The organism is Streptomyces sp. NPDC031670 (assembly GCF_055580545.1).
The window spans coordinates 183591-196455 of record NZ_JBVILC010000005.1; the positions used below are offsets into that span (position 1 = coordinate 183591).

The 12865-nt window shown below is 72.6% G+C and carries 13 protein-coding genes; 2 read left to right on the forward strand and 11 right to left on the reverse strand.

All coding sequences use genetic code 11. From position 1 onward, the window contains the following. Positions 1-9: 9 nt before the first annotated feature. The 5 genes from ACZ5ID_RS12375 to ACZ5ID_RS12395 form a co-directional block, all read right to left on the reverse strand. Positions 10-2127, reverse strand: coding sequence for a putative bifunctional diguanylate cyclase/phosphodiesterase (locus ACZ5ID_RS12375; RefSeq protein ID WP_468896552.1), 2118 nt, complete (start codon positions 2125-2127; stop codon positions 10-12). Between the two features lie 251 nt (positions 2128-2378). Then, positions 2379-4577, reverse strand: a complete 2199-nt coding sequence (ligA, locus tag ACZ5ID_RS12380) for an NAD-dependent DNA ligase LigA (RefSeq protein ID WP_468896555.1) — start codon at positions 4575-4577, stop codon at positions 2379-2381. Between the two features lie 25 nt (positions 4578-4602). Next, on the reverse strand, positions 4603-5631 hold the full coding sequence (locus tag ACZ5ID_RS12385) for a methionine synthase (protein WP_468896558.1): 1029 nt from the start codon (positions 5629-5631) through the stop codon (positions 4603-4605). After that, positions 5628-6317 carry an SDR family oxidoreductase gene (locus tag ACZ5ID_RS12390; protein WP_468896561.1) on the reverse strand — a complete coding sequence of 230 codons (690 nt, stop codon included), beginning with the start codon at positions 6315-6317 and terminating at the stop codon, positions 5628-5630. The genes ACZ5ID_RS12385 and ACZ5ID_RS12390 overlap by 4 nt, the downstream gene beginning before the upstream one ends. A 16-nt stretch (positions 6318-6333) precedes the next feature. After that, on the reverse strand, positions 6334-6873 hold the full coding sequence (locus ACZ5ID_RS12395) for an LOG family protein (RefSeq protein ID WP_468896564.1): 540 nt from the start codon (positions 6871-6873) through the stop codon (positions 6334-6336). Positions 6874-6977: 104 nt separating this feature from the next. Between ACZ5ID_RS12395 and ACZ5ID_RS12400 the strand changes: the two genes are divergently transcribed. Continuing rightward, complete coding sequence (locus tag ACZ5ID_RS12400; protein ID WP_468896567.1) at positions 6978-7406, forward strand: DUF427 domain-containing protein; 429 nt, start codon at positions 6978-6980, stop codon at positions 7404-7406. Positions 7407-7473: 67 nt separating this feature from the next. On the opposite strand, the gene mnmA is transcribed toward ACZ5ID_RS12400, so the two are convergent. The 4 genes from mnmA to ACZ5ID_RS12420 form a co-directional block, all read right to left on the reverse strand. After that, positions 7474-8598, reverse strand: a complete 1125-nt coding sequence (mnmA, locus tag ACZ5ID_RS12405) for a tRNA 2-thiouridine(34) synthase MnmA (RefSeq protein ID WP_468896570.1) — start codon at positions 8596-8598, stop codon at positions 7474-7476. A gap of 115 nt (positions 8599-8713) precedes the next feature. Beyond that, positions 8714-9883, reverse strand: coding sequence for a cysteine desulfurase family protein (locus tag ACZ5ID_RS12410; protein ID WP_468896572.1), 1170 nt, complete (start codon positions 9881-9883; stop codon positions 8714-8716). 35 nt (positions 9884-9918) lie between these two features. Beyond that, a complete protein-coding gene (locus tag ACZ5ID_RS12415; RefSeq protein WP_468896575.1) occupies positions 9919-10188 on the reverse strand; it encodes a DUF4190 domain-containing protein in 270 nt (89 codons plus the stop codon). 2 nt (positions 10189-10190) lie between these two features. Beyond that, complete coding sequence (locus tag ACZ5ID_RS12420; RefSeq protein ID WP_329401865.1) at positions 10191-10349, reverse strand: hypothetical protein; 159 nt, start codon at positions 10347-10349, stop codon at positions 10191-10193. A 93-nt stretch (positions 10350-10442) separates the two neighbouring features. Here ACZ5ID_RS12420 and ACZ5ID_RS12425 point away from each other — a divergent pair, with 93 nt between their 5' ends. Beyond that, positions 10443-11093, forward strand: coding sequence for a TetR family transcriptional regulator (locus ACZ5ID_RS12425; protein ID WP_406551282.1), 651 nt, complete (start codon positions 10443-10445; stop codon positions 11091-11093). Between the two features lie 184 nt (positions 11094-11277). Here ACZ5ID_RS12425 and ACZ5ID_RS12430 read toward each other — a convergent pair whose 3' ends face one another. Both ACZ5ID_RS12430 and ACZ5ID_RS12435 read right to left on the reverse strand, forming a co-directional pair. Continuing rightward, a complete protein-coding gene (locus ACZ5ID_RS12430; RefSeq protein ID WP_468896579.1) occupies positions 11278-12117 on the reverse strand; it encodes a thioesterase family protein in 840 nt (279 codons plus the stop codon). Between the two features lie 75 nt (positions 12118-12192). Beyond that, the gene (locus ACZ5ID_RS12435; protein ID WP_468896581.1) at positions 12193-12849 is read right to left on the reverse strand and encodes a trimeric intracellular cation channel family protein; all 657 of its coding nucleotides are present in this window, start codon (positions 12847-12849) and stop codon (positions 12193-12195) included. Positions 12850-12865: the final 16 nt, after the last annotated feature.

Sequence of the window (12865 nt, forward strand, 5' to 3'; positions counted from 1 at the left end):
CCGGCCGCGTCACTGGACCGCGGTGCCGGACGGCTGTTCGGCCGCGGCGGCGAGCCTGGCCGCCGCCTCCAGGTCGGCGGGGCGCTGCCAGCCGTTGGAGCCCCTGGCGAGCAGCCACGCGGTGGCCTCGGCGGGCGGCATCGCGGGGGCGACCAGCCAGCCCTGGACCGCGTCGCACCCCAGGTCGCGCAGCCGCTCCCAGGTCTCGTCGTCCTCGACGCCCTCGGCGACGACGAGCAGACCCAGGGAGTGGGCGAGGTCGAGGGTGCAGCGGACGATCTCGGCGTCCTCGTTGTCCACGGCGAGCCGGGCCACGAAGGACCGGTCGATCTTGAGCTCGCTGACGGGCAGCCGGCGCAGGTGCACCAGCGACGAGTACCCCGTGCCGAAGTCGTCGAGCGACATCTTCACGCCGTGCCCGGTGAGCCCCGCCAGGGTGTCGGCGGCGCGCTGCGGGTCCTCCAGCAGGACGTGCTCGGTTATCTCCAGCTGGAGGGCGCCCGCCGGGACGCCGTGCCGGGCCAGCCGGGCCGCGACCGCCCCCGCGAACCCCGGGGTGTGCACATCGCGCGGCGACACGTTCACGGCGACCGGGACCGTGAGCCCCTGCGCCCGCCACCGGGCGACCTGGGCGAGCGCCGTCTCCAGGACGTACTCGGTCAGGTGCGGCATCAGCCCCGAGGACTCCGCGATGGCGATGAACTCGTCGGGAGGGACCCGGCCGCGCTCCGGGTGCACCCAGCGCACCAGGGCCTCCAGCCCGGACACCTGGCCGTCGAAGCGGACCTTGGGCTGGTAGTGGAGCTCCACGTCGCCCGCGTCTAGCGCCCGCCGGAGATCGCCCAACAGACCGAGCCGATCGGGGGTGTTGGAGTCCCGCTTGGACTCGTACACCTCCACGCCCGTACGGTCCCGCTTGGCCTGGTACATCGCCACGTCCGCCCGGCGCAGCAGCCCCTCGGCGTCCAGCGCGTGGTCAGGGTAGACCGCGACGCCCGCGCTGGCCTCCAGGACCAGGGTGAGCCCGTCGAGGTCGAGCGGGGAGGAGAGCTCGGCGACCAGGCCGCGGGCTATCCGCATGGTGCTGGTGGCGGAGTCCGCCACGGGCAGCAGCACGGCGAACTCGTCTCCGCCCAGCCGGGCCGCCTCGGCGCCGCGCGGCAGGGCGAGCCGCAGCCGCTCGGCTATCTGCAGGAGCAGCCGGTCGCCGGCGAGGTGGCCCAGGGTGTCGTTGACCGAGCGGAAGCGGTCCATGTCGATCAGGACGAGGGCGGCCCGGTTGCCGGGGCCCTCGGCCTCCTCCAGGGCGGCCCAGGTGCGCTCCAGGAGCCACAGGCGGTTGGGCAGACCGGTGAGCGGGTCGCGCAGCTGCTCCTCGGCGCGGGCGCGGGCGATCCACAGGGTGGAGTCGAGGGCGATCAGCGGCACCGCGAACAGCGGCAGCAGGATCGGCAGGGCCATCGCGACCACGCAGATCAGCGGGGCGATGCCGAGCAGGGCGACGGCCACCAGGCCCTGGCGCAGCAGGGCCGTGCGGGCGACCGTGGGCAGACCGCCGCCGCGCGGCGCCAGCGCGTACCAGAGGAGTATCCGGGTGACCGCCAGGTATGTCGCGGCGGCGAGAACGACGACGGGGGCCGAGGAGACCGTCCACTCGGTGGGCCACCAGGGTGAACGGACGCTGGGGTGGTGGCCGAAGACGGCGAGCACCAGCGCCGCCGCGCCGATGCCGAGGACATCGACGGCGCCGTGCAGCACGCCATGGCGCCAGCGGTGCCGGCGGGCGGCCCCGACCAGCACCACGACCGCCATGGAGACGAGCCCGGCGGGCACCCAGCCGTACAGCAGCAGTACGGCGAGGGTGAGAGCGGCGCCGGAGCCGGTGCCGCCCCACCAGCGGTCGCGCCCGAGCGCGACCAGGTGGCCCACGATGATGCCGGTGAGCACGGCCAGCGCCCAGCCCCGGGTGGAGCCGGGGAAGAGGGCGTCGCCCGTGTCGAGGGCCCGGTAGAACCCCAGGGCCAGGGCGAGGGCGGCGGTCCCGAGGACGCCGACGGTCAGCCTGGAGGAGAATCCCGCGAACCCGCGCAGCCGTACGGCCGGGGCGGCGCTCTCGGTCGGTTTCATTCCCGTCCCTCTCACAGCCGGCGGTGCCGATGCCACGCGATGGCCCCGTTGTCATGCCACCACGACCGGGAGCTCCCCCAAGCTCCGTTTCAGCCGTGCACGACTGGCGCTCATCCCAACAGTAGGCCGCGGAGGGCTCCGACGGGCAGCGGTCTACATCTCTTGCCCGAATGCGAACTGACCACCAGGAGCCGTCTGCTATGAGCCGAACGGGTGATGGCGGGCCGTCCGGGAGGAGCCCTCCACTCCTGTTATTCCCCTTCCTGTGCGCTCGGCACAGCCGCTTCGCGAGCAGCCTCGGGACCCTGTTCCAGCAGCACAGCGAACCCGTCCTCGTCCAGAACCGGAACCTTCAGCTGCATCGCCTTGTCGTACTTCGAACCAGGGCTGTCGCCGACGACGACGAACGACGTCTTCTTGGAAACGGAACCCGTGACCTTCGCTCCGCGGCTCTGGAGCGCTTCTTTCGCGCCATCTCTGGTGTACTGCTCAAGCGTTCCGGTCACGACCACCGTGAGCCCCTCCAGGGGACGCGGTCCCTCGTCCTCGCCGGAGCGCTCGTCCTCCATCCGGACGCCCGCGGCCTTCCACTTGCGCAGGATCTCGCGGTGCCACTCCTCCTCGAACCACTGCTTGAGGGAGGCCGCGATGATCCCGCCGACGCCCTCGACCGCCGCCAGCTCCTCCTGGGTGGCCTGTTCGATGCGCTCGATGGAGCGGAACTCCCGGGCGAGCGCCTCGGCGGCCACCGGGCCGACATGACGGATCGACAGGCCGGTGAGGATCCGGGCCAGCGGGCGCTCCTTGGCGGCGGCGATGTTCTCCAGCATCGACACCGCGTTCTTGCGCGGCTCACCGTTCATGTTGGCGAAGACCAGGGCGGTCTTCTCCTCACCGGTTCTGGGATCGCGCTTGGGCAGCCCGCTGTCCTGGTCCAGGACGTACGCCCGGATGGGCAGCAGCCGCTCCATCGTCAGGTCGAAGAGGTCGCCCTCGTCGAGCAGCGGCGGCTCGGCCGGCTCCAGCGGCTTGGTGAGGGCCGTGGCGGCGACGTACCCGAAGTTCTCGATGTCCAGGCTCTTGCGGCCCGCCAGGTAGAACAGCCGCTCGCGCAACTGGGCGGGGCACGACCGCGCGTTGGGGCAGCGCAGGTCGATGTCGCCCTCCTTCATGGGGCGCAGCGCGGTGCCGCACTCCGGGCACTCGGCGGGCATCACGAACTCCCGCTCGGTGCCGTCCCGCAGGTCCGTGACGGGCCCCAGGATCTCCGGGATGACGTCACCGGCCTTGCGCAGCACCACCGTGTCCCCGATGAGGACGCCCTTGGCCTTGACCACGTCCTGGTTGTGCAGGGTGGCGAACTCGACCTCGGAGCCCGCCACCGTCACCGGCTCCACCTGCGCGTACGGCGTGACGCGGCCGGTGCGGCCGACACCGACGCGGATGTTGAGGAGCTTGGTGTTGACCTCCTCCGGCGCGTACTTCCAGGCGATCGCCCAGCGCGGGGCGCGCGCGGTGGAGCCCAGGCGGCCCTGGAGGGGGATCTCGTCGAGCTTGACGACCACGCCGTCGATCTCGTGCTCCACCGAGTGGCGGTTCTCCCCGAAGTACGCGATGAAGTCCCGCACCTCGTCCATGGAGCCGACCACCTTGTTGTGCTGGGCGGTGGGCAGGCCCCACTCGCGCAGCAGCTCGTACGCCTGCGAGAGGCGGTCGATGGTGAAGCCCTCGCGCGCGCCGATGCCGTGCACCACCATGTGGAGCGGGCGGGTGGCGGTGACCTTGGGGTCCTTCTGGCGCAGCGAACCGGCCGCCGCGTTGCGCGGGTTGGCGAACGGCTTGTCGCCCGCCTCCACCAGGCGTGCGTTCAGCCCCTCGAACGCCTCCATCGGGAAGTAGACCTCGCCCCGGATCTCCACCAGGTCCGGGACGCGGTCGCCCTTGAGGCGGTCGGGGATGTCCGCGATGGTGCGGACGTTGGGCGTGATGTCCTCGCCGGTGCGGCCGTCGCCTCGGGTGGCGGCGCGGGTCAGCCGCCCGTGCTCGTACGTCAGGTTGACCGCGAGGCCGTCGACCTTCAGCTCGCACAGGTAGTGGTAGCGGGCGGTGCCGACGTCCTTGGCGACGCGGTCGGCCCAGGCGGCCAGCTCCTCGTCGTCGAACGCGTTGTCCAGCGACAGCATCCGTTCGCGGTGCTCGACCGCGGTGAAGTCCGTCTCGTACGCCCCCGCCACCTTCTGGGTCGGGGAGTCCGGGGTGCGCAGCTCCGGGTACTCCTCCTCCAGGACCTCGAGACCGCGCAGCAGCTTGTCGAACTCGCCGTCACTGATGACCGGCTGGTCCTTCACGTAGTACCGGAACCGGTGCTCCTCGACCTGCTCGGCGAGGAGCGCGTGCTTCTCCCGTGCTTCCGCGGGCACCACGTCGTTCTGTTCGCCAGCCACTGTCATGTCCTCCCGTTTCCCGTCTTCCCCGTCACTCAGGGTTGTCCGCGAGCGATCTCGCCGCCCGGACGCAGTGGGCGAGCGCCGCGCGGGCATACGCCGGCGAGGCGCCCGCCAGCCCGCACGCCGGGGTGATCACGACGGACTCGGCGAGAGTCCCCGGATGCAGCCCCAGCCTGCGCCACAACGTCCTGACACCCATGACGCTACCGGCAGGGTCCGACAATGGGCCGTCGGTGCCGCCGACCACTCCGGCGAACAGCCGGGTGCCGCCCTCCACCGCCTCACCGATCACCTCGTCGTCACGCTCGGTGAGCAGGGAGAAATCGAACGAGACGGCTGCGGCACCGGCCCGGCGCAGCAGGGCGAACGGCACGTCGGGGGCACAGGAGTGGACCGCGACCGGGCCGTCGTGGACCGCGATCACCTCGCGCAGCGTCGACTCGACGACCTGCCGGTCGACGGCCCGGTGGGTGCGGTAGCCGCTGGCGGTCCTGATCTGCCCACGCAGGACGGCGGTGAGGGAGGGCTCGTCGAGCTGGAGCAGGATCCGCGCGCCCGGCACCCGGCGGCGCACGTCCGCCAGATGGCCGCGCAGGCCCTCCGCGAGCGACCCGGCCAGGTCGCGGCAGGCGCCGGGGTCGCCGAGCGCGGCCTCGCCGCCGCGCAGCTCCAGGGCGGCGGCGAGCGTCCACGGCCCGACCGCCTGGACCTTGAGCGGACCCTCGTACCCCTGGGTGAACTCCTCCAGGGCGTCCAGGTCCTCGCCCAGCCAGGAGTGGGCCCGGCGGGTGTCGCGGCCCGGCCGGTCGCCGAGCCGCCAGCCGCTGGGCTCCACGCGCGCGTACATCTCGACGAGCAGTCCGGCGGTGCGCCCGATCATGTCGGCGCCGGGGCCGCGGGCGGGGAGCTCCGGCAGGAACGGGAAGTCGCCCGCGGAGCCCTCGGCGCCGATGAGGGAGCCGGTGACGGTCTTGGCGGCCTCGCGCGCGTCGCCGCCGGGCAGGGAGCCGACGCCGGTGGCGGCGCCCCAGGGGAAGTCGCTGGCGGTGTCGCTCATCGGCCCGGCCGCACCGTCAGGTCGTTGACCTCGGCGTCGCGCGGCAGGTCGAGCGCCATCACGATCGTGGTCGCCACCGACTCGGGGTCGATGTACTTCGCCGGGTCGTACTCCCTGCCCTCCTGCGAGTGCACCTTGGCCTGCATGGGGCTGGCGGTGCGCCCCGGGTAGACGGAGGTGACGCGCACCCCGCCCGCGTGCTCCTCCTGGCGCAGCGAGTCGGCGAGCGCCTTGAGGCCGTGCTTGGAGGCGGCGTAAGCGCCCCACTCGGCGTGGGCGTTGAGCCCGGCGCCGGAGTTGACGAACAGGACGTGCCCGCGGGCCGCGCGCAGGTGCGGGAGGAAGAGACGGGTGAGCTCGGCGGGCGAGATCAGGTTCGCGTTGAGCTGCTGGTGCCAGGTCCTGGGGCGGAGCTCGGCGACCGGGCCGAGGTCGACGACGCCCGCGATGTGCAGGAGGGAGTCGAGGTGGTCCGGCATCGGCTGCATGCCGAGCGACTTGGAGATGCGGTCCGGGTCGGCGAGGTCGGCGACGAGCGTGCGGGCGCCGGGGAAGAGGGCCGCGAGTTCCTTGGCGCGTCCGGCGTCGCGGGCGAGCAGGACGAGTTCGTCGCCCCGGTCGTGCAGCCGTCGCGCGACCGCCGCGCCGATGCCGGAGCCTGCCCCAGTGATCAGGTGTGTAGCCATACCCGCCATGCTCGCACTACCGCACCCCTGCCGACTCCTCCAGGTAGGCGAGGGCCCCGACACCGTCCTCCGCGAAGAAGACCAGCTCAGTGAGGGGCATCGGCAGGAAGCCCTCGTCCTCCATGCGGCGGAACTGCTCCTTGAGGCCGTCGTAGAACCCCGCGGTGTTCAGCAGCACCACCGGCTTGGTGTGCTTGCCGTGCTTCTTCAGCTCCAGGATCTCGGTGGCCTCGTCGAGTGTCCCGGTGCCGCCGACCATGATCACGACGGCGTCGGCCTTCTCCAGCAGCAGCGCCTTGCGCTCGGCGAGGTCCCGGGCGAAGAGCATCTCGTCGGCGTTCTCGCGGGCCGAGACGGCGAGGAAGTCGACGGAGACCCCGACCAGCCGTCCGCCCGCCTCCTGCACGCCGTCCGCGACGACCTTCATCAGTCCGCGGTCCGAGCCGCCCCACACCAGTGTGTGGCCGCCCTTGCCGAGCAGCTCGGCGAAGTCGCGGGCGGGGCCAGTGTAGCGGTCGTCGAGGTCGGCGGCGGAGAGGAAGACGCAGATGTTCATGGCTCAACCGTACGTCGGGAGACCTCGGCCACTCGAACGGGTGAACAGTGACCCGAACGGCGAATCGGGGGAACAAGCGCCGGGCGACGGGCCGTTGAGCGGGCATGACGACGACGATGCACACGATTCTCGCCGAGCCCACCGGCGCCGCGACGCCCCCGCCGGGCCCGCCGCCGCCCTTCGACCCGGACCACCTCGTCACGGCCGAGGCCGCCGGGGAGGGCGCGCTGCGCGTCCGCGTGCTGTGGGACGGGCAGGTGCTCGCCGACAGCACCCGCCCGCTGCTGGTGCGCGAGGACGGTCTGCCCGTCCGCTACTACCTGCCGCCCGAGGACGTCCGGACGGACCTGCTGAGCCCGTCCCCCACCCGAACCACCTGTCCGTACAAGGGAGTCGCGGCCTACTGGTCGCTGCCGGACGCGCCGGACATAGCCTGGGCGTACCACGAGCCGCTGGCGGCGGTGGCGCTGATCAAGGACCATCTGTGCTTCATAGGCACGGTGACCGAAACGCCCCAGGACGCCCCGGCCTAGCCCCGGCGCGGCCCGTGCCGACCCGGCTCGGTTTCGTCCGTGCCGCCCCCGCCCGTGCCGTCCCCGCTCAGGCCGGTGCCCCGGCGCGGCGGGCGGTGGTGGCGATCGTCGCCGAGCCCACCACCCGCGTGCCGTCGTACAGCACGATCGCCTGGCCGGGTGCGACGCCGCGCACCGGCTCGGCGAAGCTCACCACCAGCTCGTCGCCCAGCAACTCGGCCGTCACCGGCGTCTCGCCGCCGTGGGCGCGCAGCTGCGCGGTGTACGTGCCGGGGCCGGCCGGGGCCCGGCCGCACCAGCGGGGCTTGATCGCGGTCAGACCGGTGACGTCCAGGGCCTCGACGGGGCCGACGGTGACGGTGTTGTTCACCGGGGAGATGTCCAGGACGTAGCGGGGCTTGCCGTCGGCGGCCGGGTGGCCGATGCGCAGACCCTTGCGCTGGCCGATGGTGAAGCCGTACGCACCCTCGTGGCTGCCGACCTTGGTGCCGGACTCGTCGACGATGTCGCCCTCGGCCCTGCCCAGCCGCTTGGCCAGGAAGCCCTGGGTGTCGCCGTCGGCGATGAAGCAGATGTCGTGGCTGTCCGGCTTCTTGGCGACGGCCAGGCCCCGGCGCTCGGCCTCGGCGCGGATCTCGTCCTTGGTGGTGAGGGTGTCCCCGAGCGGGAACATCGCGTGGGCGAGCTGCTTCTCGTCCAGGACGCCGAGGACGTAGGACTGGTCCTTGGCCATGTCGCTGGCGCGGTGCAGCTCGCGGCTGCCGTCCTCGTTGAGGACGACCGTGGCGTAGTGGCCGGTGCACACGGCGTCGAAGCCCAGGGCCAGGGCCTTGTCGAGCAGCGCGGCGAACTTGATCTTCTCGTTGCAGCGCAGACACGGATTGGGGGTGCGACCCGCCTCGTACTCGGCGACGAAGTCCTCGACCACGTCCTCGCGGAAACGCTCCGCGAGGTCCCAGACATAGAAGGGAATGCCGATGACATCAGCGGCGCGACGGGCGTCGCGGGAGTCCTCGATCGTGCAGCAGCCCCGCGCGCCGGTGCGGAAGGACTGCGGGTTCGCGGACAGGGCGAGGTGGACGCCGGTGACGTCGTGGCCCGCCTCGGCGGCCCGGGCGGCGGCGACGGCCGAGTCGACGCCTCCGGACATGGCGGCGAGCACACGGAGGGGGCGCGGGGGTGTCTTCGTCATAGCACCCACCAGGGTACGTGCCGCGTGGGGCGGACGGCTCGCGAGTATCCCGGCGCGGGGTCCGGGGCGGCCCGCGCCCCGCGCCCCCGGCCGGACGGCGGCCCGGCCGCCTCCGTCAGCTCAGCCCCGCCGACCTGGCCCGTTCCACCGCCGGACCGATGGCCGCCGCCACGGCCTGGACGTCGGCTTCGGTGGAGGTGTGGCCCAGGGAGAAGCGCAGGGTGCCCCGGGCCAGGTCGGGAGGTGTGCCCGTGGCGAGCAGGACATGACTGGGCTGGGCCACGCCCGCCGTGCAGGCCGAGCCGGTGGAGCACTCGATGCCCTGGGCGTCCAGGAGCAGCAGCAGGGAGTCGCCCTCGCAGCCGGGGAAGGTGAAGTGCGCGTTCGCGGGGAGACGGCCCCCGGGGGCCGGGTCGCCGCCGAGGATCGCCTGCGGGACCGCCTCGCGGACCGCTTCGACCAGCCGGTCGCGCAGCCCGCCGACCTCGCGCGCGAAGTCGGCGCGGCGCTCGGCGGCCAGCCGCCCCGCCACGGCGAACGCGGCGATGGCGGGGACGTCGAGCGTGCCGGAGCGGACATGGCGCTCCTGGCCGCCGCCGTGCAGTACGGGAACGGGGGTGTACTCACGGCCGAGGAGCAGCGCCCCGATGCCGTACGGGCCGCCGATCTTGTGGCCCGAGACGGTCATCGCGGCGAGGCCGGAGGCGGCGAAGTCGACGTCGAGCTGGCCCACCGCCTGGACCGCGTCGGCGTGCAGGGGCACGTCGAACTCCCGGGCCACGGCGGCGAGTTCGGCCACCGGCAGGACCGTGCCGATCTCGTTGTTGGCCCACATCACGGTGGCCAGGGCCACGTCGGAGGGGTTGCGCGCGATCGCGTCGCGCAGGGAGTCGGGGTGCACCCGCCCGTAGCGGTCGACGGGGAGGTACTCGACGGTCGCGCCCTCGTGCTCGGCGAGCCAGTGCACCGCGTCGAGCACGGCATGGTGCTCGACGGGGCTGGCCAGGACCCGGACCCTGCGCGGGTCTGCGTCGCGGCGGGCCCAGTACAGGCCCTTGACGGCGAGGTTGTCGGCCTCGGTGCCGCCGGCCGTGAAGACGACTTCGCTGGGCCGGGCGCCGAGTGCCTCGGCGAGCTCCTCTCGGGCCTCCTCGGCGGTACGGCGGGCCCGGCGGCCGGCGGCGTGCAGCGAGGACGCGTTGCCGGTGGCGGTGAGCTGGGCGGTCATCGCCTGGACCGCCTCCGGGAGCATCGGAGTGGTCGCGGCGTGGTCGAGGTAAGCCATGGTGGGCCCGATTCTACGAGCCACCGGGACGGGCCTCAGGCGCCGAGCCCCCAGGAGACGGTCCCGTCGGCCATGACCAGGGCCGCGAGCACCACGAGATCGGCGAGGCCGAGGGCGAGTCCGAGCCAGGCGCGGCCCCGCCGGACGGTGCCGTACCGCAGGGCGAGACCGGCGAGCACGACGGCCATCGGGCCGAGTACGACGTTCATGACCAGCAGTCCGAGCAGTCCGAGGACGAAGGAGGCGACGGCCATGCCGTCGGCGTCCTTGTCACGGACACGGCGGCGGTTCAGGACGAGATCCATGGTCAGGCCCTTCGGTGCGACGAGATGCGTTCACGTACGGCGAAGACGATCAGCCAGAGCCCGATGGCGCCGGCGACGGCCAGGGTGACCGGGAGCGGAAGGTGCGCCGCTGAGCCCAGCACGACCCCCAGCAGGAGGAGGGCTGCGACGAGGAAAAGCATGGGTGCCTCTCAAGTCGGTTTCGGAGTACGACTGTTAACTGACTACCCAGTCTAGCCTTTTCAAAATCAGCGAACGGTTGTTTACTGAGTGGAATGAGCCACACTCTCGGGATCCGCCAGGCCCAGAAGCAGAAGACGCGTCAGGCGCTCCTGGACGCCGCCCTCGTTCTGCTGGAGCACCAGAGCCTCAGCAGCCTGGGGCTTCGTGAGGTCACCCGGGCCGTGGGGGTCTCCCCCGCCGCCTTCTACCGGCACTTCAAGGACATGGCCGACCTCGGGGTGGCGCTGGTCGAGGGGGCGCTCGGGAGTCTGCACGAGACGATCCGGGCGGTGATGGTGACCACCGGGGAGAGCGAGGAGCGCATCGACCGCGCGGTGTCGCTGATCGCCGCGCATGTGCGGGCGCATCCGGCGCATGTCCGCTTCATCGCGCGCGAGCGGCACGGCGGGGTGGCGCCGGTGCGCGCGGCCATCGGCGTGCAGCTCCGGCGGTTCGGCGAGGAGGTGGCGGCGGCGCTGGGGACGGATCCGGAGTCGGCGGGGTGGAGCCGGGGGGATCTGCGGATGCTGGCCGGGGTGTACGTCGATCACATGGTGATGACGGCCTCCGCGATCCTGGAGGCGGGGGCGGGGGCCGCGTGCGACGGGGAGGAGGCGGTCACGCTCGCCGAGGAGGCGGTCATCGCGACCGCGCGGCGGCAGTTGCGGCTGGTGACGCTGGGGCGTCGGCACTGGCTGGACTGAGGTGGGCTGCGTCTACGTCTACGTCTGCGGGCCTGTGGGGGTCGCTCGCGCGGTTCCCCGCGCCCCCGAGGGAGTCCGGCCACAGCCGGAGAACCCGGCTCGGCCCCGGACCACCGGGGCGCGGGGAACTGCGCGACCAGCCATGGACAACCCGCACCCAAACCCCGCGCCCCAGCGGCGCGAGCTAGCGCTGGGCCCTCGCCAGTTGGCGGGACTGGGCCACCAGGCGGTCCGTGCTGTCCCAGACCTCGGCGTCCTCCTCCAGGAAGCCGCCCGCCAGGTTGCGTGTGGTGATGGAGACCCGCAGCGGGCCCGGGGCCGGGCGGCAGCGGATGTGGACGGTGAGCTCGACCGTGGGGGTCCAGCCCGTCAGGCCCATCTCGAACGCGGTGGGAGGCAGTGCGTCGACCGCGAGCAGCAGCGAGTACGGATCGGCGTCGCGGCCGTCGGCCAGGCCGAACCAGCCGCGCATCTCGCCCTTGCCGGAGGGAGCGCCGACCGCCCAGCCGAGCGTGGTCGGGTCCAGCTTCAGCATCAGCCGGTCGGTGATGGCCGAGCTGCCGGGGATCGGCGCGGGGCCGTCGGCCGGGCCGAGGCAGTGCTCGATCGGCGGGATCACCGGCGGCTTGGCGGTGGTGCGTACGTCGTCCGGGAGCGCGTCCAGGTCGCCGTACGAGGCGAGGACGCGGATGCGCTCGACCTCGGCGCCGTTCTCGTCGTACTGGAAGAGCGAGGCCTGGCCGGTGGAGAGCGTACGGCCGGTGCGCACGCGCTGGGTGCGCACGACGGCCGGGCCCGGGGCCGAGGGCGTGAGGTAGTGGGCCGTCACGCTGAACGGGTCCGCGTGCGGGAGCGCCTGACCGAGTGTGCGGCCGAGGAGGGCGAGGAGGTAGCCGCCGTTCACGGCGTGGATGATCGTCCATCCGGCCGAGAGATGGGCGTCGTAGACGCCGTCTTCGTCCGCGCGCGGGGTGACGGCGGTGTCCCGGTCGAACTCGCTGTCCCCGATCGTTGCCTGTGCCATGCGGACACGGTACACGGGTACGTTACTGAGCGGTAGCTTTTTTTCTCATCGGGCGGCCGCCGCGCCTCTCCTCTCCTACTCTTCCGCCGTCGCGCTCCTCCTGTTCCACGCCCTCGGTGCGCGCCAGTGGTAGTGCATCGCCGCCAGACGCAGCAGGAACGCGGCGACCACGGCGAAGCCGCTGGTCAGGGCGTTCAGGGTGTCGAAGCGGATGCACAGGGCCACGATCGTGGCGCCCACGATCGCCGGCACCGCGTAGAGATCGCGGTCCCAGCGGAGCAGCGAGGGGACCTCGTTGGCCAGGACATCGCGCAGCACACCGCCGCCGACCGCCGTGGCCAGGCCCAGGGCGGCGGAGGAGGTGAGGCCGAGCCCGTAGTCGTACGCCTTCGTCGTGCCCGTGACACAGAACAGCCCGAGGCCCGCCGCGTCGAAGACGTTGACGGCGCGCTGGGTGCGCTCGACCTGGGGGTGGAGGAAGAAGACCAGCACGGCGGCGAGCAGCGGGGTGATGAAGTAGCCGAGATCGCTGAATGCGGCGGGCGGCACCGCGCCGATGATCAGATCCCGGAACAGCCCTCCGCCCAGCGCGGTGACCTCGGCCAGGACCGCGATGCCGAACACGTCGAAGTTCTTGCGCACGGCGAGCAGCGCGCCGGAGATCGCGAAGACGAAGATCCCGACGAGGTCCAGGGAATGCTGGACGGAAGGGGTGAACAGTTCGTGGAGCACCCGACATTTTTACCCC

Coding starts and splice junctions, on each gene's coding strand:
- ACZ5ID_RS12375 (WP_468896552.1), bottom strand. CDS start 2,127: ATGAAACCGACCGAGAGCGCCGCCCCGGCCGTACGGCTGCGCGGGTTC.
- ligA (WP_468896555.1), bottom strand. CDS start 4,577: ATGACAGTGGCTGGCGAACAGAACGACGTGGTGCCCGCGGAAGCACGG.
- ACZ5ID_RS12385 (WP_468896558.1), bottom strand. CDS start 5,631: ATGAGCGACACCGCCAGCGACTTCCCCTGGGGCGCCGCCACCGGCGTC.
- ACZ5ID_RS12390 (WP_468896561.1), bottom strand. CDS start 6,317: ATGGCTACACACCTGATCACTGGGGCAGGCTCCGGCATCGGCGCGGCG.
- ACZ5ID_RS12395 (WP_468896564.1), bottom strand. CDS start 6,873: ATGAACATCTGCGTCTTCCTCTCCGCCGCCGACCTCGACGACCGCTAC.
- ACZ5ID_RS12400 (WP_468896567.1), top strand. CDS start 6,978: ATGACGACGACGATGCACACGATTCTCGCCGAGCCCACCGGCGCCGCG.
- mnmA (WP_468896570.1), bottom strand. CDS start 8,598: ATGACGAAGACACCCCCGCGCCCCCTCCGTGTGCTCGCCGCCATGTCC.
- ACZ5ID_RS12410 (WP_468896572.1), bottom strand. CDS start 9,883: ATGGCTTACCTCGACCACGCCGCGACCACTCCGATGCTCCCGGAGGCG.
- ACZ5ID_RS12415 (WP_468896575.1), bottom strand. CDS start 10,188: ATGGATCTCGTCCTGAACCGCCGCCGTGTCCGTGACAAGGACGCCGAC.
- ACZ5ID_RS12420 (WP_329401865.1), bottom strand. CDS start 10,349: ATGCTTTTCCTCGTCGCAGCCCTCCTCCTGCTGGGGGTCGTGCTGGGC.
- ACZ5ID_RS12425 (WP_406551282.1), top strand. CDS start 10,443: ATGAGCCACACTCTCGGGATCCGCCAGGCCCAGAAGCAGAAGACGCGT.
- ACZ5ID_RS12430 (WP_468896579.1), bottom strand. CDS start 12,117: ATGGCACAGGCAACGATCGGGGACAGCGAGTTCGACCGGGACACCGCC.